The organism is Citrobacter enshiensis, assembly GCF_029338175.1.
Lineage (GTDB): Bacteria > Pseudomonadota > Gammaproteobacteria > Enterobacterales > Enterobacteriaceae > Citrobacter_D > Citrobacter_D enshiensis.
This window is the reverse complement of sequence record NZ_CP119862.1, coordinates 1,432,563-1,453,389: the sequence shown is the minus strand read 5'-3', so window position 1 is coordinate 1,453,389 and position 20,827 is coordinate 1,432,563. Positions and strand designations below refer to the sequence as shown.

Sequence of the window (20,827 nt, the reverse complement as noted above, 5' to 3'; positions counted from 1 at the left end):
CTCAGATTAACGTGAGCGCCCGGACCGTCCGAGCGACGCTGCCACAAGGGTGGCACGCTTAAAAAATAGCCTGAAAAAAAACCGTCTGTCGAGGGAAAAGCGAAAATAATGTTGGACGTTAAAAAGAGGAACAACGGACAACAAAACCTGAACTCCAAAAACACCTTTAACGGCGAATAACCACCATTTAGTTAACATATTGACATCAATATAATTACACCAAAATTTATCACCACCGGGTGATCTACTGTCAATTAACTGGATGAATATCAATCCCCTTTTAATATTATGGTTTTTCCTCATTAGAGATGACTTCCCGGTACGCTGGTCAAGCGGGCTCAGGTTACCTATCATAGGGGTTTAATCCTTTCGCAAGAGTCACCCGTGCACGAAATATTCAACATGCTGCTGGCGGTATTCGATCGGGCAGCGCTGATGCTGTTCTGTCTTTTTTTCCTCATTCGTATCCGTCTGTTCCGCGAACTGTTGCACAAGTCAGCACACTCCCCAAAAGAGTTGCTCGCCGTCACCGCCATCTTTTCCATGTTTGCGCTGTTCAGCACCTGGTCAGGCGTTCCCGTAGAAGGTTCGTTGGTCAATGTGCGCATTATCGCCGTGATGTCAGGCGGCATTCTGTTTGGCCCGTGGGTAGGCATCATTACGGGAGTGATCGCAGGCATCCATCGCTATCTTATTGATATCGGAGGCGTCACCGCCATACCGTGTTTTATCACCAGCATTCTGGCAGGCTGCATCGCAGGATGGATTAATCGTAAGATCCCCAAAGCACAACACTGGCGGGCGGGTATTTTAGGCGGCGTGTTATGTGAAACGCTGACCATGATCCTGGTGATTGTGTGGGCGCCAACCACCGAACTGGGTCTGGATATTGTGTCGAAAATCGGTATTCCTATGATTCTCGGCAGCGTGTGCATCGGCTTTATTGTGCTGTTGGTACAGAGCGTTGAAGGGGAAAAGGAAGCCAGTGCAGCGCGACAAGCCAAGCTGGCGCTGGATATTGCCAATAAAACACTGCCGCTTTTTCGTCATGTCAACAGCGAGTCTTTACGTCAGGTGTGTGAAATCATTCGCCATGATATTCACGCCGATGCGGTCGCCATCACCAATACGCAGCATGTGCTTGCCTATGTTGGTGTTGGGGAAATCAACTATCGCGAGAACGATGATTTTGTCAGCCCTACCACTCAGCAGGCGATAAATCACGGCGAAATCATTATAAAAAACAATGATGAGGCTCATCGAACGCCAGAGATACACTCCATGCTGGTGATCCCGTTGTGGGAGAAAGGCATCGTCACCGGTACGCTTAAAATTTATTACTGTCACGCTCACCAGATCACCTCCTCATTACAGGAGATGGCGGTTGGCCTGTCGCAAATCATCTCGACACAACTGGAAGTCTCCCGCGCTGAACAATTACGTGAAATGGCAAATAAGGCAGAACTGCGGGCGTTACAGAGCAAAATAAATCCTCATTTCCTGTTTAACGCGCTGAACGCAATTTCATCCTCAATCCGCTTAAACCCGGACACCGCTCGCCAGCTCATTTTTAATTTATCGCGCTACCTGCGCTATAACATTGAATTGAAAGATGATGAGCAGATCGATATCAAGAAAGAGCTGTATCAAATTAAAGATTACATTGCCATTGAGCAGGCCCGTTTTGGCGACAAGTTGACGGTTATTTATGATATCGATGAAGAGGTGAGCTGCTATATTCCCAGCCTGCTTATTCAACCGCTGGTAGAGAACGCTATCGTCCACGGTATCCAGCCTTGCAAAGGGAAAGGCGTGGTCACCATCAGCGTCGCCGAATGCGGTAATCGAGTACGGATTGCCGTCAGAGATACCGGCCACGGAATTGATCCCATAGTGATCGAACGGGTGGAATCCAATGAAATGCCAGGGAATAAAATTGGTCTGCTCAATGTCCACCACCGCGTTAAGCTGTTATATGGCGAAGGGCTTCATATCCGTCGCCTGGAACCCGGTACAGAGATTGCGTTCTATGTGCCTAACCAGCACTCCCCTGCCGCCGCGCCGGCAACGTTATTGCTTTAATTCGGAGATGTGTTGTGAAAGTCATCATTGTTGAAGATGAGTTCCTTGCCCAGCAAGAGTTAAGCTGGCTGATAAAAGAACACAGCCAGATGGAGATTGTCGGTACGTTTGACGATGGTCTGGATGTTCTGAAGTTTCTTCAGCATAACCGCGTCGATGCCATCTTTCTGGATATTAATATTCCGTCACTGGATGGCGTCCTGTTGGCGCAAAACATCAGTCAGTTCGCCCATAAACCGTTTATCGTGTTTATCACCGCGTGGAAGGAGCATGCGGTGGAAGCGTTCGAACTGGAAGCATTTGACTACATTCTGAAACCCTATCAGGAGTCACGTATTGTCGGCATGCTGCAAAAACTGGAATCAGCCTGGCAACAACAGCAACTGCAGCCCGGAACTGCGCCCGCTAATCCCGTAACGCGCGAGAATGACACCATCAACTTAGTCAAAGATGAGCGGATCATCGTCACGCCGATCAACGATATTTATTACGCTGAAGCCCATGAAAAGATGACCTTTGTTTATACACGGCGGGAATCGTATGTCATGCCAATGAATATCACCGAATTTTGCAGCAAACTTCCGGCGTCGCATTTCTTCCGCTGCCACCGCTCATTTTGCGTGAATCTGAATAAAATTCGCGAGATTGAGCCCTGGTTTAATAACACCTACATTCTGCGGCTCAAAGATCTGGAATTTGAAGTGCCGGTGAGTCGGAGCAAAGTGAAAGAGTTCAGGCAGTTAATGCATTTGTAGCTCGGGAACGAGTGATTATTACGTTTGTTTTGGGGTGTTTTTGTTACCGGATGGCGTCGTAGACACCATCCGGTACTCCGATTACAGAATATGCCCCAGCGTCTGGCGCAGATGCGCGCCGGAGCCGAGTAACCCCGGATTGTCATGGACGATCAGATAGACAGGAATATCCTGAACATAGGCTTTGAAACGGCCTTTATCTTCAAATCCTCCACGGAAGCCGGATGCTTTAAAGAACTCCAGGAAACGCGGCACGATGCCACCCGCAATATAGACACCGCCAAAGGTCCCCAGCGTTAGCGCCAGATTGCCGCCGAAGCGCCCCATAATGACGCAAAACAACGACAGCGCACGACGACAATCAATGCAGGTATCCGCCAGCGCGCGCTCAGTGACATCCTTCGGTTGCAAATTCTCCGGCAGACGCCCGTCTGATTTCACAATCGCACGATACAAGTTCACAAGACCTGGGCCTGACAGCACACGTTCAGCCGAAACGTGACCAATTTCGGCGCGCAGTTCTTCCAGAATGATGCCTTCTTCTTCACTGTTCGGTGCAAAGTCAACGTGCCCCCCCTCGCCCGGCAGACTGACCCAACGCTTAGCCACATGCACCAAATGCGCCACGCCTAAGCCGGTTCCCGCGCCATACACCGCGATGGGCTTACCTTCAACAGGTTCCGCACCGCCGAACTGAATCAAGTGCTCTTTTTTCAGCATCGGGATTGCCATCGACACGGCGGTGAAATCATTGATGATTTCCAGATGGCTGAACCCCAAATTCTTTTTCATTTCCGCAATAGAAAATGCCCAGCTATGGTTGGTCATTGCCACCCAATCACCGGTGACAGGACAAGCAATGGCGATACATCCGTCTTCCACCCTGGCGCTATGCTCATCCAGATAGACACGTACAACGGCTTCCAGGCTCGGGTAATCAAGCCCCGAATAGGTTTTCGCCTGCGAAATCTCTCCGCTGGCGATATCGCACAGAGCAAGACGCGCGTTGGTGCCGCCGACATCACCTACTAATGCATACTTTGTCATTCTTCTACTGCTCCGCTAAAGTCAAAATGATTCTTTGCCACACTGTAGATTCACGAAGGCATAACAACAACGCCTGGAAAGCGGGCTCCCTGAAAATATCGATCTGGGTCACAGAATTACTTTATCGTTTCAGCACCATTTGCAGCGATGACAACCAGCAGGTTGTGCAAACTATGGCTTATACCCTTGTACAAGGAATGAATCATGCTCCATCCGCGAGCCAGAACTATGCTGGCATTATCACTTCCCGCGCTGGTCATCGGGGTCGTATCCAGTCTGATATTAATCGCTGTAATGAAAGTCGCGAACGCGTTACAGCAGATACTGTGGGAACGTCTGCCTGCCAGTCTCGGCGTGGCTCACGACTCATCGCTATGGATTGTCGGCATCCTGACGCTGACCGGGATTATGGTCGGGCTGGTTATCCGCTTCAGTCCTGGCCATGCCGGCCCCGATCCAGCAACAGAGCCTTTGATCAGCGCACCGGTCAACCCAGGCGCACTTCCCGGTTTACTGATGGCGCTGATCCTCGGTCTGGCTGGCGGAGTCAGCCTTGGTCCGGAACATCCCATTATGGCCGTAAATATCGCGTTGGCCGTTGCCCTTGGCGCTCGCCTGTTCCCCCGAATTGGTGCCCTTGACTGGACTATTCTGGCGTCTGCCGGCACCATTGGGGCGTTGTTTGGCACTCCGGTTGCCGCCGCGCTGATATTTTCACAAACGCTGAACGGCACCAACGACATCCCCTTGTGGGATCGCCTGTTTGCTCCCATGATGGCTGCCGCAGCGGGGTCACTCACGACCAGCCTGTTTTTTCATCCTCATTTTTCTTTACCCATTGCCCACTACGCGCAGATGCAACTGGTGGATATCTTCAGTGGTGCGATCGTGGCGGCAATTGCGATAGCGACAGGGATGGTGGCAGTCTGGTGTTTGCCGCGTTTGCACCGCCTGATACATCGGCTGAAAAACCCGGTACTGATGCTGGGCGTCGGCGGCTTTATCCTGGGTATTCTGGGCGTGATCGGTGGACCATTGACCTTATTTAAAGGTCTGGACGAGATGCAGCAACTGGCCTTTAGCCAGACACTAGGCACCTCCGACTTTTTTATGCTCGCGGTGATAAAACTGGCAGCCCTGGTCGTTGCAGCCGCCAGCGGTTTTCGCGGCGGACGGATATTTCCTGCGGTGTTTGTGGGCGTGGCGTTAGGTTTGATGCTGCACGCCCACGTGGAGGCGGTTCCGGCAGCCATCACCGTATCCTGCGCGATTCTTGGGTTGGTACTGGTGGTCACGCGTGACGGCTGGCTGAGCCTGTTTATGGCAGCAGTCGTCGTCCCTAACGCCACCCTGCTGCCATTGTTGTGTATCGTAATGCTCCCGGCGTGGCTATTGCTGGCAGGGAAACCGATGATGATCGCCCATCGTCACGATGAATAACTAAGCCCCATTATGCGCCTCCAGCGAGCGGGTGAGCGTCCTTAACAGATCCGGTAAATCGGCTTTCGGCAACATGACTTCGATGAGCGAAAGCCGCTGCGGATATTTCAGCCGTTCAAGCACCTCGTCCAGTTGAACGGCCTGCGTCACCCGCCAGCATTCAGCCTGGCCTTCCGCATTCAACGCATGCGGCACCTGGGTCCAGTTCCAGTTCGCAATGTCGTTATAACGCTGGTTCTCCCCGTGAATGGCGCGTTCCACGGTGTAACCGTCATTATTGAGCACTAAAACGATCGGCGCCTGCCCATTGCGCATCATTGACCCCAGTTCCTGAATGGTCAGTTGCGCCGCGCCATCACCGGTTATCAGGATCACCCGGCGGTCAGGAGCGGCTGTTTGTGCGCCAAATGCGGCAGGCAGCGAGTAGCCAATCGATCCCCAAAGCGGCTGTACCAGCACGTCCACTCCGGCGGGGAGCGACAGAGAGGCTGCGCCAAACGCGGCGGTGCCCTGATCGGCAAGCACGATATCCCCGGGAACCAGATACTTCTGCAGCGTATGCCAGAAATTTTCCTGCGTCAGTGGACCCTTTTCTACCCGCGTACGCGCAACAGGAGGACGATCTGGAGGCGGGGAAAAAGACAACTCCAGGCACAATTCTCGTAATGTGGTGACGGCCTGTTCCATAGAAAGGCCGCTGAACCAGGTATTGCCCACTCGCGAGGCATGAGGCTGGACGTCAATAGTGCGTTCCTGCGGGAGCTGCTGACTGAAACCGGCGGTCAGCGTGTCAATAAATCGGGTGCCGACACAAATGGTCATATCGACATCCTCTATCGCCTGACGCACATATTCACTGCTGGCGCTGGCGCTGTAGGTGCCGACGAAATGCGGATGCTGCTCATCAAACAGCCCTTTTCCCATCAATAAGGTGGCATGCGCCATGGGTGTCTCCGCCATCCAGCGTTGAAGCACCGGCTGCAAGCCAAAACGCAATGCCAGAAAATCAGCTAACAATGCGACCCGTGGGCTGTTCATCAACCGCTGGCGGGCATGGTAGCGAAACGCCGCCACGACGCTGCTGTCTGGCTCAGACGGCGTTACCGTGAGCGCATTTGCAAACGGCGTCGCAGGCGATCTGGCCACGTCTGCGGGAAGCATCAGATAACCGGGTCGCCGCTCGGTCAGCATTTCACGCAGTACGCGGTCAATTTCATGACAGGCGTTTTGTTCATCCAGTATGGCGCTGGCAACCGTTACCGACTGGCTCATACGGTAAAAGTGCTGAAAATCACCGTCGCCAAGGGTGTGGTGCATCAACTCCCTCTTTCGCTGTGCGCCCTGGCAAGGCGCCCCCACAATATGCAAGACGGGGACAAACTCTGCGTAGCTTCCCGCAATACCGTTGATGGCGCTTAATTCACCAACGCCAAATGTTGTCAGTAACGCCCCTGCCCCTGCTACCCGGGCGTAACCATCGGCAGCATAGGCGGCGTTCAGTTCGTTTGCACACCCAACCCAACGTACCTCGGGGTGCTCAATAACATGGTCGAGAAACTGCAAATTATAATCGCCCGGCACACCAAAAAGATGGTTGATACCGCAACCTGCCAGTCTGTCCAGCAGATAATCCGCGATTGAATAGAGGGTTTTCATGACAGCTATCCTTCTGACGGTAACCTCACTGTTGAGTATTAAAGAACTGTGATAGCTGTCCAGAAACGTCACGGCGATTGGGGGTGGAAAGCAAAATTTACAGTTTTTCGCAGCGTAATCTCATTGAATTAGGTTCAGTGTAAACGTATACACTGAAAAGAAGACGTCACTAACAGGGGTAACAAAATGGCTTATCGGGCTGATGAAAATCGTTATCGGACAATGGAATACCGCCGCTGTGGTCAGAGCGGATTAAAGCTCCCCGCGATTTCACTGGGGCTATGGCACAATTTTGGCGACACCACCCAGCTAGAAAACAGTCGCTCGCTCCTGCAGCGGGCCTTTGACCTGGGTATCACCCATTTTGATCTCGCCAACAACTACGGTCCGCCACCCGGCTCCGCAGAACGCAACTTCGGGCGTATTCTCCAGGAAGATTTTTTACCGTGGCGCGACGAGCTCATCATTTCCACCAAAGCGGGTTACACCATGTGGGAGGGACCTTACGGCGATTGGGGCTCGCGTAAATATCTGATCTCCAGTCTTGATCAAAGCCTGAAACGCATGGGGCTTGAGTATGTCGATATTTTTTACCACCACCGTCCCGACCCCGAAACACCCCTCAAAGAGACGATGAAGGCGCTGGATCATGTCGTGCGTCAGGGGAAGGCGCTTTATGTGGGGCTTTCCAATTATCCGGCAGACCTTGCGCGACAAGCTATTGAGATTCTCGACGATCTGGGAACGCCCTGTCTGATCCACCAACCCAAATACTCGATGTTTGAACGCTGGGTGGAAGGCGGTCTTTTATCGTTGTTGCAGGAGAAAGGTGTCGGGAGTATCGCGTTTTCACCTCTGGCAGGGGGGCAATTAACTGACCGCTATCTCAATGGTATTCCTGCCGATTCCCGTGCAGCCAGCACAAGCCGTTTCCTGAATCCTGAGCAGATCACCGCAGAAAAACTGGATAAAGTCCGCCAGTTGAATGCGCTGGCCGCGCGACGGGGACAGAAGCTTTCGCAAATGGCATTAGCCTGGGTACTACGCGATGATAACGTCACCTCCGTGCTGATTGGCGCCAGTAAATGCGCGCAAATAGAGGACGCTATTGGGATGCTGGCAAACCGCCACTTCTCCGCCGAGGAATGTGCAGAGATTGACGCCATCCTGAATAGTGCAAAATAAATACAGTTTTAACAAAAAGTGCTCTCCTACAAGATTTAAGAGTTAAGGCGATGAAACGGGGCTTTACTGCCTCGTAATATTACGTTAACAGGCCGGTTACGGCTTCGATCGTGAAGGAGAAAAAGAATGTTCAGGTCACTGATTCTGGCGGCAGCCTTACTGGCTTTTACACCGCTGGCCGCTAACGCTGGCGAAATCACCCTGTTGCCATCAATAAAATTACAAATTGGCGATCGCGACAATTACGGTAACTACTGGGACGGCGGATACTGGCGTGACCGCGATTATTGGCACCATCATTATGAATGGCGCCAGAATCGCTGGTCGCGACATGACAATGGTTATCACCGTGGTTGGGATAAGCGCAAAGCTTACGAACGCGGATACCGTGAAGGCTGGAATGATCGCGATGATCATCGGGGTCATGGCCACGGTCACGGTAAAAAACATCACCATTAAAAAAAGAGCCTTCGGGCTCTTTTTTATTGCGTTCTGTTTATATCAGAAAATCTTCTCGTTACGACAAACACGGCACGTCCGGCGGCGGTTATTATTACAATCCCAGTGCCGTACCGACCAGCAGCCAGATGTTCAGCGCGACAACCAGTATGACAATCAGCCATCCCAGATATTTTACCCACGAGGTGTTGACCAAATCACCCATCAGGGAACGGTCGCTGGTGAAAAGCAGTAAAGGCACCAGCGCCAGCGCAATACCAAAGCTGAGCAGTACCTGGCTCATAACCAGAATACGCGTCGGATCAAGCCCCATCAGAATCACAATAAACGACGGCAGCATAGTGACCGTACGGCGTACCCACAGAGGAATATGAAAGCGAATAAACCCTTGCATCACGACCTGCCCTGCCAGGGTTCCCACCACGGTAGAGGAGAGCCCCGCAGCCACAAGGCTCAACCCGAAAACGGTGGCGGCGGCATGGCTGAGCAACGGCTCCAGTGTTAAATAGGCTTGATCAAGATCGGCAATGCCGGTGTGGCCGCTAAAGTGAAAAGCCGCGGCGGCTGTCGCCATCATCGCCAGGTTCACAAACCCCGCGATAGTCATCGCGATAGCCACATCCCATTTGGTTGCCGAATAGCGCTGCTGGCGCGAACCGCCGTGCAGGTGCTGAGTTAAAGAAGAGTGCAGATAAATAACGTGCGGCATGATCGTCGCCCCCAGAACCCCGGCCGCCAGGAAGACGGCTTCAGAGTTGGGTAAACTCGGGATAATCACCCCTTTACTCAGTTGCGCCAGATTCGGCTGGGAGAAAATCAACTCCACAATGTAAGCTGCCGCCACAAAGAGCAACAATCCGCCAATCACTTTCTCGAGTGGTTTCTGCCCACGGCGTTGCAGCATCAGAATCAAAAACGTGGCAATACCGGTCAGTACCGCCCCCTGCAATAACGAGATGCCGAGAATGAGTTTAAAGCCGATGGCCGCGCCGATAAACTCCGCCAGATCGGTCGCCATGGCGATAATTTCGGCCTGAACCCAGTAGAACCAGACCACAGGACGCGGGTAGTGGTCGCGAATCTGTTCCGCGAGATTTTTACTGGTAGCAATACCGAGTTTGGCCGACAGCACCTGGATCAACATCGCCATCAGGTTGGCCCAGATGACCACCCACAGCAGTTGATACCCAAAGCTGGCCCCGGCCTGAATGTTGGTCGCAAAGTTACCGGGATCGATATATCCGATAGCCGCGATGAACGCAGGTCCCATTAATGCGAGCCTCAACTTGCGCGCTGCCCGTCCACTGCTACTCTCAACGCGATCGTCTGTCATCTTGTGCCTCAGAAACATAGCCTTTGCTATGTTTCATGTTATGTTTATTGATAATGATTATCAAGTGCGTTAAAGCGGGTAAAGTTGATTTCTCTGATAGTGTTGAACGATGGATCGCTGAGGTATTGGGGTATGGCAGTATATTGTTTAATAATTGTTATTAGATTAGCACAATGACATAACTTTTCACTTCCATACTAAACATAGGGGAAGTGTATCGCAGATCACTAATTTTGAATCTCGTCACAGGTCCTTATTATAGTGTGTGTTTGATCTCGTTTTCTTTGGTGTTGTTGCATAGAATGTGCACGGAAATTAAACCTGCCTCATATTTGGAGCAAATATGGACCGCGTCCTTCATTTTGTCCTGGCCCTCGCCGTCGTTGCAGTGCTCGCGCTGCTGGTAAGCCATGACCGTAAAAAAATTCGTATTCGTTACGTTATTCAGTTACTCGTCATTGAAGTATTACTGGCCTGGTTCTTCCTGAACTCGAACGTCGGTCTGGGCTTCGTAAAAGGCTTCTCCGAGATGTTTGAAAAACTGCTCGGGTTTGCCAATGAAGGGACAAACTTCGTCTTTGGCAACATGAACGATAAAGGTCTGGCGTTCTTCTTCCTGAAAGTCCTTTGCCCTATCGTCTTTATTTCTGCGCTGATCGGTATTCTCCAGCATATTCGCGTCCTGCCGATCGTTATCCGTGCTATCGGTTTCCTGCTCTCCAAAGTCAACGGTATGGGCAAACTGGAATCCTTTAACGCCGTGAGCTCCCTGATTCTGGGACAGTCCGAGAACTTTATTGCCTATAAAGATATTCTTGGCAAAATGTCGCGCAACCGCATGTACACCATGGCAGCCACGGCGATGTCCACGGTTTCCATGTCTATCGTCGGCGCTTACATGACCATGCTGGACCCGAAATATGTGGTTGCTGCGCTGGTTCTGAACATGTTCAGCACCTTTATCGTGCTGTCTCTGATCAACCCGTATCGCGTTGAAGCCAGCGAAGAAGATATTCAGATGTCCAACCTGCACGAAGGCCAAAGTTTCTTCGAAATGTTGGGTGAATACATTCTGGCTGGTTTTAAAGTCGCGATTATTGTTGCCGCAATGCTGATTGGTTTCATCGCCCTGATTGCCGCACTGAACGCGCTGTTTGCTGCCGTACTGGGTATCTCCTTCCAGGGCATTCTGGGTTACATCTTCTATCCGATTGCCTGGGTAATGGGTGTTCCGGCGAACGAAGCGCTGCAGGTGGGCAGTATTATGGCGACCAAGCTGGTTTCTAACGAGTTTGTTGCGATGATGGATCTGCAGAAAATCGCCTCAACGCTTTCTCCGCGCGCTGAAGGTATCCTGTCTGTCTTCCTCGTTTCCTTCGCTAACTTCTCTTCTATCGGTATCATCGCAGGCGCAATCAAAGGCCTGAATGAAGAGCAAGGCAACGTGGTTTCCCGTTTTGGTCTGAAGCTGGTGTATGGCTCTACGCTGGTCAGCGTACTGTCAGCGTCTATCGCTGCACTGGTTCTGTAATCTAAGAGATAACATTGAAAACCGGGGGGCTTCTCCCCGGTTTTTTTATGCCTGCAATTCTGCCAGCGGACTGGGCCGCCCAATCAGGTAACCCTGCAGATGGTTCACGCCAAGACTGAATAAAAGCGCCTGCTGTTCCGGGGTTTCGACAAATTCAGCCACCACGCTCAGAGACTTTGCTTTTGCCATATCGGTGATGGATTTGACGATCATGGCATCCAGGGAATCAGTCACAATGTCTTTCACGAAGCAACCATCAATCTTGATAATGTCGGCTTTCAACCGTTTCAGACGTTCATAGTTGGCGTACCCGGTCCCAAAATCATCGATAGCTATCCTGAAACCGAATTTACGCAGATGTTCAATATTCTGCACGCTACTCTCTGAGTTAGAAAAAGCCTGTTCTTCCGTAATCTCAATGATCACGCTTTCTGGCGCTATCTGATAACGTTTGAACAGACGAATAATGTGCAGCGAGATCTCTTTCTGCATCAGCGTTAGCGGCATCAAATTGACGGAAAAACGCGCCCCCTTCTGTTGTGAAGGATGCACAGAGAGCCATTTCAGCAACGCCTCCACCACCTGTAAGTCGAAGCGCGCACTGAGGTTAAAGCGGGTAATTAAGGGGATAAACTGGTCAGGCATCATCAGGCCGTCATCACTTCTCAGCCGCGCCAGAATCTCATGGTAGCCCTTCCCTTGCGCGTCATAAATCGGTTGTGCATACAAAACCAAATCGTCGCTTTCCAGGGCGCTACGTATTTTTTGCAGTAGCAATACCCGCTCGGTCGTCTGCCCGGAAGCCACCTCAAGACTATTCGTCAGCGCCAGAACCTGCTGGTGCGTGCAGGATTGTTCCGCCAGCCAGCTCAGTTGCCCGAGCATAGGTTGTAATGTTTCTTGCCGGCCATCGAACGTCCCCCAGGACGCGCCATACTCCATATCCAGTCCGGTATTATTCCAGTGGATTTTTCGACTGTTGAGAAGGTTGACCATATGCTGCAATCTGGCTTCGGTCTCCGGCCCTGTCAGTACCAGCAACAGCTCGCTACCCGGCAGTTGAAAGACACTCTCTTTTTCCAACAGCAGCGGCTGTAAGGCGCGAAATATCGACTTCTTGCAATGAACGCGCATCAGCATGCCGTAATGACGGCTCAGAAACTCCAGATTTTCCATGCGCAGGCAACACACACTCTGCCCGGACTCGTTACCGAGGAATTTCTCCAGCGCCCGAAGATTGGGTAATTGGGTGAGCGGATCCGTCAGTGCTTGCGACTGCCAGCGCCGATTAAGCCATTCTCCACGCTGGTACATCCGCGCCATGTAAAGCATACAAATACTGAAAGAAATCAGTACGGAGAGAATAAAAGCCAGCGAATAGGCTGATACCACTCCCTGCAGGAAATTTTTGTTGTACGTCAGTAAGGCAAGCGCTGAGACAGCCCAACTGAGATTCAAAAATGGATAGCTGAACTTGCCGATACCCAGCGTAAAAACAATGAAGAACACCGGGACAAGGTAACCTGCAACATAGTCAGCATGGTACGGCGTACACATCACCCCCAACAACGCCGACAGCACCATCAGCCAACCCATGATATAGAGTCGATTCTTTTTGCGAATACGGGATACGACTTCCCTGCGCCAAAACAAGCGCGCATAACGCGGATTCGCTATCATCCGCATGGGAAAGTAGAAAAATAAAGTGAAAATCAGCGCGGCAGAAATCAAACTTAAAACGTCGACAATCGTGTAAATAGCCGTCGCAGTACCAAAAAAGGTTGAAATCTCTACCGGGTAATCCAGGTAACGCCCGGCCAGGTGCATCATGACTTTGATCCCAATGGGAGCAACCCCCCCCAGCCAGAACACCCTCACCCAGATATTTTTGTCAGGGAGTCGATATCGCCAACGCGAGCCGATTTGCCAGCGCACCAGCGCGCACATCCCTAACACAAAAAAGAGCTGGCAAAACAACAGAACCGCTGCCTGTGCAAACGGCAGGTGGAAATTCCACTGATTGGTCAGCATCATGCCGAGAACGACTGGCGCAATACCGTGTCTGCCAAAGAGAAACAGTACGGAATAAACGACACACAGTGGCAGCCAGGCTAAGTAAATAGAGCTGGAATCAACAACGGCTAACGGGGAAATCAAACGAGAAAACTGTATCGCAATAACGGAAAGCGCTAAAGCCAGAGTAAATTTTCTTATGTTTTTTAACATGTTATGCATCACTGGCATTACGTTAATGCTCTCATAGAACGATAAAGTTGACGCATAAATGATAAGTTTATTCGCGACACGAAGCAACCTGATACCCGCTCAACGCCAGGCTTTGCGAGCTATTGCATCGCATAGAGGTACACAACGAAGGGTTAAACCGCATGAAATAGAAAGGAAAAACGCAGATATAAAAAACCCCCGCTTTTCAGCGAGGGTTAAAATTTTGGTGGAGCTAAGCGGGATCGAACCGCTGACCTCTTGCATGCCATGCAAGCGCTCTCCCAGCTGAGCTATAGCCCCACGATGCGATTACGTACCAAATTCCTTGGGATAGAATTTGGTGGAGCTAAGCGGGATCGAACCGCTGACCTCTTGCATGCCATGCAAGCGCTCTCCCAGCTGAGCTATAGCCCCATTACGTAAAGCTTGTCGAGTTGACGGGCGGCATCATATGAATTCCCTTCGCACGTGTCAACGGCAAAATTACCCTGCAGAACTCAATCGCTGAAAAAGCATGCAAATGAAGAACATTGCGTAACAACTCGCATTCAGTAGTTAATCCCGTCACGGTTTCTATTAAAATGGTGCTATAAAATGAACCACTAATTAACCCCACATCTATTCAGGGAATCTTATGTTCAAGGAACGGATGACGCCAGAAGAACTCGCGAATCTGACCGGTTACAGCCGACAGACCATCAATAAATGGGTACGCAAGGAAGGATGGGCGACATCACCAAAACCCGGAGTTCAGGGAGGCAAGGCACGTCTGGTTCATGTCAATGAACAGGTGCGTGAATATATCCGTAGTGCCGAACGCTTAACTGAAGGTATGGCGGAACCTTTTCCGCTGGCCGGTGATACTTCACTTGAGACTCTGCTCATCACACTCGCCAAAGAGATGACGCCTTCGGAACAGAAGAACTTTACGTCATTGCTCCTACGGGAAGGAATTACCGGTTTGTTACAACGCTTAGGGATCCGCGATAGCAAATAATATGAAAAGATTACGCAGCAAAATGACCACGGAAGAGCTGGCGGAGTGCCTGAATGTGGCCAAACAAACTGTTAACCGTTGGATCAGAGAACAAAACTGGAAAACAGAAAAATTCCCCGGTGTTAAAGGTGGTCGGGCAAGACTCATTCATATTGATGCCAGCGTACGGGAATTTATCCTCAATATTCCTGCCTTTCGTAAAACCCCTGCGTTTTATCAAATGGAAGAACCCCTCGCGGAATACGAGCATTTTGCTCACAGTCATGCGTATCGCCAGATTGTTGATGCGTTGGACAACATGTCCTCAACAGAACAAGAAAAACTGGCGCAGTTACTGTCACGTGAAGGTATTCGCGGCTTTCTCGCCCGCCTGAATATTGACGAATCTAAGTAACATCCCCCCAAAAAAAACGGCAGGATACACTCCTGCCGTTTTGTATTTACCCGTCTGTTTTACTGCTGATTTTCACGCTCAGCAATAAACGCCAGCGCTTTGTTGATACGTTCGATGCTACGGGATTTCCCGATAGCATGAACGGTAACGTCCAGACCAGGGGACTGACCCGCGCCAGTGACGGCAACGCGCAGCGGCATCCCAACTTTACCCATACCTACTTCCAGCTCATCGGCAGTCGCCTGAATAGCGTGGTGAACATTCTCTGCAGTCCAGTCGCTGATGGCGGTCAGTTTGTCACGCACCACTTCCAGCGGCTGACGCGCAACCGGACGCAAATGTTTTTTCGCTGCATCAGCATCAAACTCAGCGAAATCTTCGTAGAAGTAACGGCAGCTTTGCGCCATCTCTTTCAGGGTCTTACAACGCTCACCCAGCAATTTCACCAGTTCAGCCAGCTGCGGGCCAACGCGGGTGTCGATGTTTTCCTGCTCAATGTGCCATTGCAGGTGAGTCGCCACATATTCCGGTGCCAGAGTATTAATGTAGTGATGGTTCAGCCATTGCAGTTTTTCAGTATTGAACGCGCTGGCAGACTTGCTCACCGCACCCAGAGAAAAGAGCTTGATCATCTCTTCACGGGTAAAGATTTCCTGGTCACCGCTGGACCAGCCCAGACGGACCAGATAGTTCAGCAACGCTTCCGGCAGATAACCGTCATCACGGTATTGCATCACGCTTACCGCGCCATGACGTTTGGAGAGCTTTTTACCGTCATCACCGTTGATCATGGACACGTGTGCATAAACCGGCACTGGCGCATTCAGCGCTTTGAGGATGTTGATCTGGCGCGGAGTGTTGTTGATATGGTCTTCACCACGGATAACGTGGGTGATCTCCATATCCCAGTCATCGACAACCACACAGAAGTTGTAGGTCGGAGAGCCGTCAGTGCGGCGAATAATGAGATCGTCCAGCTCCTGGTTGCTAAATTCGATCGGGCCACGGATCTGATCGTCAAAAATAACGGAACCATCCTGCGGGTTGGCAAAACGCACCACGCACGGTTCATCTTCCGCATGATGTTCGTGACCATGGCGGCAGCGGCCGTCGTAGCGTGGCTTCTCGCCTTTCGCCATTTGTTCTTCACGCAACGCTTCCAGACGCTCTTTAGAGCAGTAGCATTTATATGCGGTCCCTGCTTCGAGCATTTCATCAATCACCGCGTTATAGCGATCAAAGCGTTTTGTCTGGTAGTACGGACCCTCGTCCCATTCCAGGCTCAGCCAGTTCATGCCATCCATAATGGCTTCAATAGCTTCCGGCGTGGAACGTTCGAGATCGGTGTCTTCAATACGCAGCACGAACTCACCGTCGTGATTACGTGCAAAAAGCCAGGAATAAAGAGCAGTACGCGCACCGCCGACGTGCAGATATCCTGTCGGGCTGGGCGCGAAGCGAGTTTTAATTTTCATGAAATGGCCTTACGTTTATAAAGATGCCGAAAACCGGCAAATCCTGGAAAGATCGGTAGGTCGGTATTCTATCACTGTGGCTTGATTCCTCAATGTTGATCCGGTTGGAACATCACGCTTTGCCATTTTTGTTTATAAATCATGCGGCGCGGGCCGTTTTGCGATCGTTTTGTCTAATTTTACGACGAACAAACAAATTATTTAGAAAAGGCGTTGACTCATTTTCAACTCTCCCTATAATGCGACTCCACACAGCGGGGGTGATTAGCTCAGCTGGGAGAGCACCTCCCTTACAAGGAGGGGGTCGGCGGTTCGATCCCGTCATCACCCACCAACTACTTTATGTAGTCTCCGCCGTGTAGCAAGAAATTGAGAAGTGGGTGATTAGCTCAGCTGGGAGAGCACCTCCCTTACAAGGAGGGGGTCGGCGGTTCGATCCCGTCATCACCCACCACTTTCTCGCCAGCTGGATTTCTTGCAAAATGTGAAGTACCGAAGTGGGTGATTAGCTCAGCTGGGAGAGCACCTCCCTTACAAGGAGGGGGTCGGCGGTTCGATCCCGTCATCACCCACCACTTCGGGGCGTTAGCTCAGTTGGTAGAGCAGTTGACTTTTAATCAATTGGTCGCAGGTTCGAATCCTGCACGCCCCACCAATGTAAAAAGGCACCCTAAAGGTGCCTTTTTGCTATCTGCGGTTTGTACGATTCGAACCTGCTGCAGGTTCGGTGTTGAGCGCAGCGAAACAACGGAGTCGCTTGCGACGACGGCCCGAAGGGCGAGCGAAGCGAGTCATCCTGCACGCCCCACCAATGTAAAAAGGCGCCCTAAAGGCGCCCTAAAGGCGCCTTTTTGCTATCTGCGGTTTGGAACATTTGCTTCACTTTCCTGATGGCGCTTCGCTTATCAGACCTACCTTTGCTTCTCTCACGCTGTCAGTGCGCTAACCAGCTTCTCCAGCGCCGGTGTCGCCTGTTGCTGCTCGTAGACAATATACAAATCAGCCGGGATAGGTTCCTCCAGCGGGCGAAATACAACGCCTGGCCAGTTCATTTGAGCGTAACCGTCCGCCATCAGCGTAATGCCAATCCCCATACTGATCATCGCCAGCACCGTCTGAGGCTCCACAACCTCGCGCACGATCATCGGTGAGAATCCGGCGTTCTGGCACACCTTCTGTAGAAATGCCCAGTCAGAATGCACCGAAGGCAGAGTAACAAAATACTCATTGCGTAATGCTTCAAGAGGCACCGCAGTGTAGGAAGCCAGCGGATGATCCTCGGGAACTGCAACCAAAAATGCGGATTCATGCAAACGCAGGCGGGTAAATCCGTCTGGTATCTCGACCGCCATCCGCCAAATTCCGGCATCCAGTTCACGGCGCTCCAGCAACGCCATTTGCATCCCTGGCGATTTTTCGCGAAACACGACTTCAACATTGGGATTCTGCTTTAAAAACAGACGCATTGAAGGCCGCATTCTGCCCCACATTGCCGTACCTACAACCCCTAACTCAATGCGCCCTGCCTCGCCCCGTCCAATCTGCTCAACCCTTGCCAGCGCCTGATTTGCACTGGCCAGCAGACGACGTGACTCCTCCATCAATACTTTACCTGCATGTGTTAATGCCACACTGCGGGAATGACGGATAAATAACAGCGTACCGAGTTGTTGTTCCAGTTCTTTTATGTGAATACTTAAAGGAGGTTGTGACATATTCAGACGGGCAGCAGCCCGTCCAAAATGGAGCTCTTCAGCAACGGCGAGAAAATAACGCAACAGCTTTAAGTCTGTACGATAAACACGTTCCATAAATAAGAGCCCGCAGGTGTCTAAAAAGTTAACCTGAACGTATCACACTCCGTCAGGAAATAAAAAACTGCACCACCTGATAACCAATATACATAAACACACTAGATAAAATACCCGGCAACACATTTGGTACAGGAATGGGTAATCGTAACAACGTAAAAAACATACCAGGACCTAAACTGACACCGGAAGAGAATAATATTTCTTTCACTTAACATCCTTCAATCAAAAAAAGCAGGTTCGTGCAGGGGGCTGCAGATAAAAATTACTGTACAACGGAAGCGCTGACCTTATCGGGTTGATGTTTATATTTAAAACCAATAGCAAAAATCACGGTCAGGCCTAATGCATAAGCGGCAAAAACCAGCCAGATCGTATGCCAGTCCTTCACGCCATCGACAGAAAAATAGTCCACCGCCATGCCGCTCAGAAGAGATCCGACCCAGGCCCCCACGCCGTTCACCATGGTCATAAACAGCCCCTGAGCGCTGGCGCGAATACTGGCGTCTACTTCCTGCTCAACAAATACCGAACCGGAGATATTGAAGAAATCAAACGCACAGCCGTAGACGATCATCGACAACAGCAGGAGGATAAAGCCGGTCGGAGATGGGTCGCCATACGCAAAGAAACCAAAGCGAAGCGTCCAGGCCACCATACTCATCAGCATCACGGTTTTAATGCCGAAACGCGTCAAAAAGTATGGGATCGTCAGGATAAACCCCACTTCCGCCATCTGTGAAACCGAAAGCAAAAGAGAGGGATACTTCACGACAAAACTGTCGGCAAATTCCGGGTTACGGGCAAAATCATGCAGGAATGGATTACCGAAGACATTGGTGATTTGCAGTACCGCGCCCAGCAGCATGGCGAAGAGAAAGAAAATGGCCATACGCGGATTTTTGAATAAGACAAAGGCATCCAGCCCCAGTTTGCTGGCAAGCGTTGCCGTCGCTTTCTTCCCCGCCACCGGAATTTTGGGCAGCGTCAGCGCATAGATCGCCAACAGCAATGACGCGCCAGACGCGATATAAAGTTGCAGACGGCTCAACTCCAGGTGCAGCAGGCTGACCGCCCACATCGCAATAATAAACCCAATCGTCCCAAACACCCGAATGGGCGGGAAGGCCGCCACCGGGTCAAGCCCCGCCTGTGCAAGGCAGGAGTAAGAGACGCTATTTGACAACGCAATGGTTGGCATAAACGCCATCGCATTCACCAGCATCACCCAAAACAGGGTATCGGCATTGGTAACAGAAGCGGCGTAAAACAGCACACCGGCGCAAACCAGATGGCACAGCATATAAGCGCGTTCCGCGCGTAGCCATTTGTCGGCAATGATCCCCATCACGGCAGGCATGATAATCGCCGCGATCCCTTTCGAGCTGTACACCATGCCCACATTGGCACCGGTAAAATGTAGAGTATTAATCATGTAAGATCCGAGGGTTACCAGCCAACTCCCCCAGATAAAATATTGCAAAAAGGACATCACTTTTAAGCGCATTGCGATACTCATCATCGTTTCCTTGTCGCATCCTATGGCCTCACGACTGAGGCCGTTTATTGTTATTTTATTCAGGCAATACGGCGTAGAAAGCCGCAGATGAGGTTAATAAAATTCTGCCGTGAGAGTTCTGCAGCAGCCAGCGTTTGGGCGTGCGAGAGTTTCACGTTGCTAAGACCTTCCGCCATGTTGGTAATGGCGGATACTGCCACCACTTTCAGGCCACAATGGCGGGCGGAAATCACTTCCGGCACCACTGACATCCCCACAACATCACCGCCGATAATCTGCATCATGCGAATTTCCGCCGCTGTTTCGAAGTTCGGCCCTGGGTAAGAGACAAACACACCTTCTGTCAGCGGGAAGCCCTCCTCTTTCGCGACTTGCTGCAGAACAGTGCGATAGTCCGCGTCGTAAGCATTGGCCAGCGAGAAGAAACGTTCGCCAAAGCGTTCATCGTTGGTGCCGACCATTGGTGTACCCGGCATGGTGTTGATATGATCTTTCAGCGCCACCAGGCTGCCCGCGCCGACGTCAGGACGCAGTGAACCGGCAGCATTGGTGCAGAACAACAGTTCGCAGCCCAGCAGCTTGAAGGTCTGAATCGCGTCGGTCATGATGGTCATGCCACGCCCCTCATAGAAATGGCCCCGGCCTTTCATACAGACAACCGGTACGCCCGCCAGATGACCCAGTACCAACTCGCCCGCATGACCATGAACGGTGCTTACCGGGAAACCCGGCAGTTTTTCATAGGAGATTGCGACAGCCTCTTCAATTTGCTCTGCCAGTGCCCCGAGACCTGAACCGAGAATAAAAGCCACTCGTGGGGTGAAATCAGGTTTGTAACCACGAATGATATCCGCGCAATAGAACGGATTCTGCGAAAAAGGGGAATGACTCATGGTAAATCCTCATAAGGCTGAATA

At 51.3% G+C, this 20,827-nt stretch carries 18 protein-coding genes, 6 tRNA genes and 1 other RNA gene; 13 read left to right on the top strand and 12 right to left on the bottom strand.

The window, feature by feature from the left end; genetic code table 11:
• Window positions 1-384 precede the first annotated feature (384 nt).
• Together ypdA and ypdB are read left to right on the top strand one after the other, a co-directional pair.
• Entirely contained in the window at window positions 385-2,082 is a 1,698-nt protein-coding gene (gene ypdA / locus P2W74_RS07005) for a two-component system sensor histidine kinase YpdA (RefSeq protein ID WP_276294451.1), read from the top strand.
• A gap of 14 nt (window positions 2,083-2,096) precedes the next feature.
• Window positions 2,097-2,837, top strand: coding sequence for a two-component system response regulator YpdB (gene ypdB / locus P2W74_RS07000; RefSeq protein WP_276294450.1), 741 nt, complete (start codon window positions 2,097-2,099; stop codon window positions 2,835-2,837).
• An 81-nt stretch (window positions 2,838-2,918) separates the two neighbouring features.
• Here the strand turns inward: ypdB and glk are convergent, their stop codons facing one another.
• Window positions 2,919-3,884: a glucokinase gene (glk, locus tag P2W74_RS06995; protein ID WP_276294449.1), complete on the bottom strand. Its 966-nt coding sequence runs from the start codon at window positions 3,882-3,884 to the stop codon at window positions 2,919-2,921.
• 204 nt (window positions 3,885-4,088) lie between these two features.
• Between glk and P2W74_RS06990 the strand changes: the two genes are divergently transcribed.
• Window positions 4,089-5,324 (top strand): ion channel protein, encoded by a 1,236-nt coding sequence (locus tag P2W74_RS06990; protein ID WP_276294448.1) that lies wholly within the window; start codon window positions 4,089-4,091, stop codon window positions 5,322-5,324.
• Here P2W74_RS06990 and P2W74_RS06985 read toward each other — a convergent pair whose 3' ends face one another.
• Window positions 5,325-6,980 carry an alpha-keto acid decarboxylase family protein gene (locus tag P2W74_RS06985; protein WP_276294447.1) on the bottom strand — a complete coding sequence of 552 codons (1,656 nt, stop codon included), beginning with the start codon at window positions 6,978-6,980 and terminating at the stop codon, window positions 5,325-5,327.
• Between the two features lie 186 nt (window positions 6,981-7,166).
• Here P2W74_RS06985 and mgrA point away from each other — a divergent pair, with 186 nt between their 5' ends.
• Both mgrA and ypeC read left to right on the top strand, forming a co-directional pair.
• The gene (gene mgrA, locus P2W74_RS06980) at window positions 7,167-8,165 is read left to right on the top strand and encodes an L-glyceraldehyde 3-phosphate reductase (protein WP_276294446.1); all 999 of its coding nucleotides are present in this window, start codon (window positions 7,167-7,169) and stop codon (window positions 8,163-8,165) included.
• 126 nt (window positions 8,166-8,291) lie between these two features.
• Window positions 8,292-8,624: a DUF2502 domain-containing protein YpeC gene (gene ypeC / locus P2W74_RS06975; RefSeq protein ID WP_276294445.1), complete on the top strand. Its 333-nt coding sequence runs from the start codon at window positions 8,292-8,294 to the stop codon at window positions 8,622-8,624.
• 94 nt (window positions 8,625-8,718) lie between these two features.
• Here ypeC and P2W74_RS06970 read toward each other — a convergent pair whose 3' ends face one another.
• Both P2W74_RS06970 and P2W74_RS23785 read right to left on the bottom strand, forming a co-directional pair.
• Window positions 8,719-9,957: an Nramp family divalent metal transporter gene (locus tag P2W74_RS06970; RefSeq protein ID WP_276294444.1), complete on the bottom strand. Its 1,239-nt coding sequence runs from the start codon at window positions 9,955-9,957 to the stop codon at window positions 8,719-8,721.
• Window positions 9,938-9,994, bottom strand: a complete 57-nt coding sequence (locus P2W74_RS23785; RefSeq protein WP_456064466.1) for a hypothetical protein — start codon at window positions 9,992-9,994, stop codon at window positions 9,938-9,940. Before P2W74_RS23785 ends, P2W74_RS06970 begins: the two co-directional genes overlap by 20 nt.
• A gap of 306 nt (window positions 9,995-10,300) precedes the next feature.
• On the opposite strand from P2W74_RS23785, the gene nupC reads away from it, so the two are divergent.
• A complete protein-coding gene (gene nupC / locus P2W74_RS06965; RefSeq protein WP_203360511.1) occupies window positions 10,301-11,488 on the top strand; it encodes a nucleoside permease NupC in 1,188 nt (395 codons plus the stop codon).
• 45 nt (window positions 11,489-11,533) lie between these two features.
• On the opposite strand, the gene P2W74_RS06960 is transcribed toward nupC, so the two are convergent.
• From P2W74_RS06960 to P2W74_RS06950, 3 genes are all read right to left on the bottom strand, one after another.
• Entirely contained in the window at window positions 11,534-13,732 is a 2,199-nt protein-coding gene (locus P2W74_RS06960; protein ID WP_276294443.1) for a bifunctional diguanylate cyclase/phosphodiesterase, read from the bottom strand.
• Between the two features lie 206 nt (window positions 13,733-13,938).
• Window positions 13,939-14,014, bottom strand: a tRNA-Ala gene (locus P2W74_RS06955).
• A gap of 38 nt (window positions 14,015-14,052) precedes the next feature.
• Window positions 14,053-14,128, bottom strand: a tRNA-Ala gene (locus P2W74_RS06950).
• 220 nt (window positions 14,129-14,348) lie between these two features.
• Here P2W74_RS06950 and P2W74_RS06945 point away from each other — a divergent pair.
• Both P2W74_RS06945 and P2W74_RS06940 read left to right on the top strand, forming a co-directional pair.
• Window positions 14,349-14,711, top strand: a complete 363-nt coding sequence (locus tag P2W74_RS06945; protein ID WP_276294442.1) for a YfeC-like transcriptional regulator — start codon at window positions 14,349-14,351, stop codon at window positions 14,709-14,711.
• A gap of 1 nt (window position 14,712) precedes the next feature.
• On the top strand, window positions 14,713-15,105 hold the full coding sequence (locus tag P2W74_RS06940; RefSeq protein ID WP_276294441.1) for a MerR family transcriptional regulator: 393 nt from the start codon (window positions 14,713-14,715) through the stop codon (window positions 15,103-15,105).
• Window positions 15,106-15,164: 59 nt separating this feature from the next.
• Here the strand turns inward: P2W74_RS06940 and gltX are convergent, their stop codons facing one another.
• Window positions 15,165-16,580 carry a glutamate--tRNA ligase gene (gene gltX / locus P2W74_RS06935; protein WP_276294440.1) on the bottom strand — a complete coding sequence of 472 codons (1,416 nt, stop codon included), beginning with the start codon at window positions 16,578-16,580 and terminating at the stop codon, window positions 15,165-15,167.
• Between the two features lie 258 nt (window positions 16,581-16,838).
• On the opposite strand from gltX, the gene P2W74_RS06930 reads away from it, so the two are divergent.
• The 5 genes from P2W74_RS06930 to P2W74_RS06910 all read left to right on the top strand — a co-directional run bounded on the left by P2W74_RS06930 (window position 16,839) and on the right by P2W74_RS06910 (window position 17,391).
• Window positions 16,839-16,914, top strand: a tRNA-Val gene (locus P2W74_RS06930).
• A 44-nt stretch (window positions 16,915-16,958) separates the two neighbouring features.
• A tRNA-Val gene (locus P2W74_RS06925) sits at window positions 16,959-17,034 on the top strand.
• A 45-nt stretch (window positions 17,035-17,079) separates the two neighbouring features.
• Window positions 17,080-17,155: transfer RNA gene (locus P2W74_RS06920), tRNA-Val, on the top strand.
• A 4-nt stretch (window positions 17,156-17,159) separates the two neighbouring features.
• Window positions 17,160-17,235 (top strand) — tRNA-Lys (locus P2W74_RS06915).
• A gap of 29 nt (window positions 17,236-17,264) precedes the next feature.
• A non-coding RNA gene (locus P2W74_RS06910) (RtT sRNA) lies at window positions 17,265-17,391 on the top strand.
• A 115-nt stretch (window positions 17,392-17,506) separates the two neighbouring features.
• Here P2W74_RS06910 and P2W74_RS06905 read toward each other — a convergent pair.
• From P2W74_RS06905 to xapA, 4 genes are read right to left on the bottom strand one after another with little or no spacing between them, the layout of a single operon-like run.
• Window positions 17,507-18,391, bottom strand: a complete 885-nt coding sequence (locus tag P2W74_RS06905; RefSeq protein ID WP_276294439.1) for a LysR family transcriptional regulator — start codon at window positions 18,389-18,391, stop codon at window positions 17,507-17,509.
• 52 nt (window positions 18,392-18,443) lie between these two features.
• Window positions 18,444-18,602, bottom strand: coding sequence for a XapX domain-containing protein (locus P2W74_RS06900; protein ID WP_276294438.1), 159 nt, complete (start codon window positions 18,600-18,602; stop codon window positions 18,444-18,446).
• Window positions 18,603-18,656: 54 nt separating this feature from the next.
• Window positions 18,657-19,910, bottom strand: a complete 1,254-nt coding sequence (locus P2W74_RS06895) for a nucleoside permease (protein ID WP_276295137.1) — start codon at window positions 19,908-19,910, stop codon at window positions 18,657-18,659.
• 59 nt (window positions 19,911-19,969) lie between these two features.
• On the bottom strand, window positions 19,970-20,803 hold the full coding sequence (gene xapA, locus P2W74_RS06890) for a xanthosine phosphorylase (RefSeq protein WP_276294437.1): 834 nt from the start codon (window positions 20,801-20,803) through the stop codon (window positions 19,970-19,972).
• Window positions 20,804-20,827 lie beyond the last annotated feature (24 nt).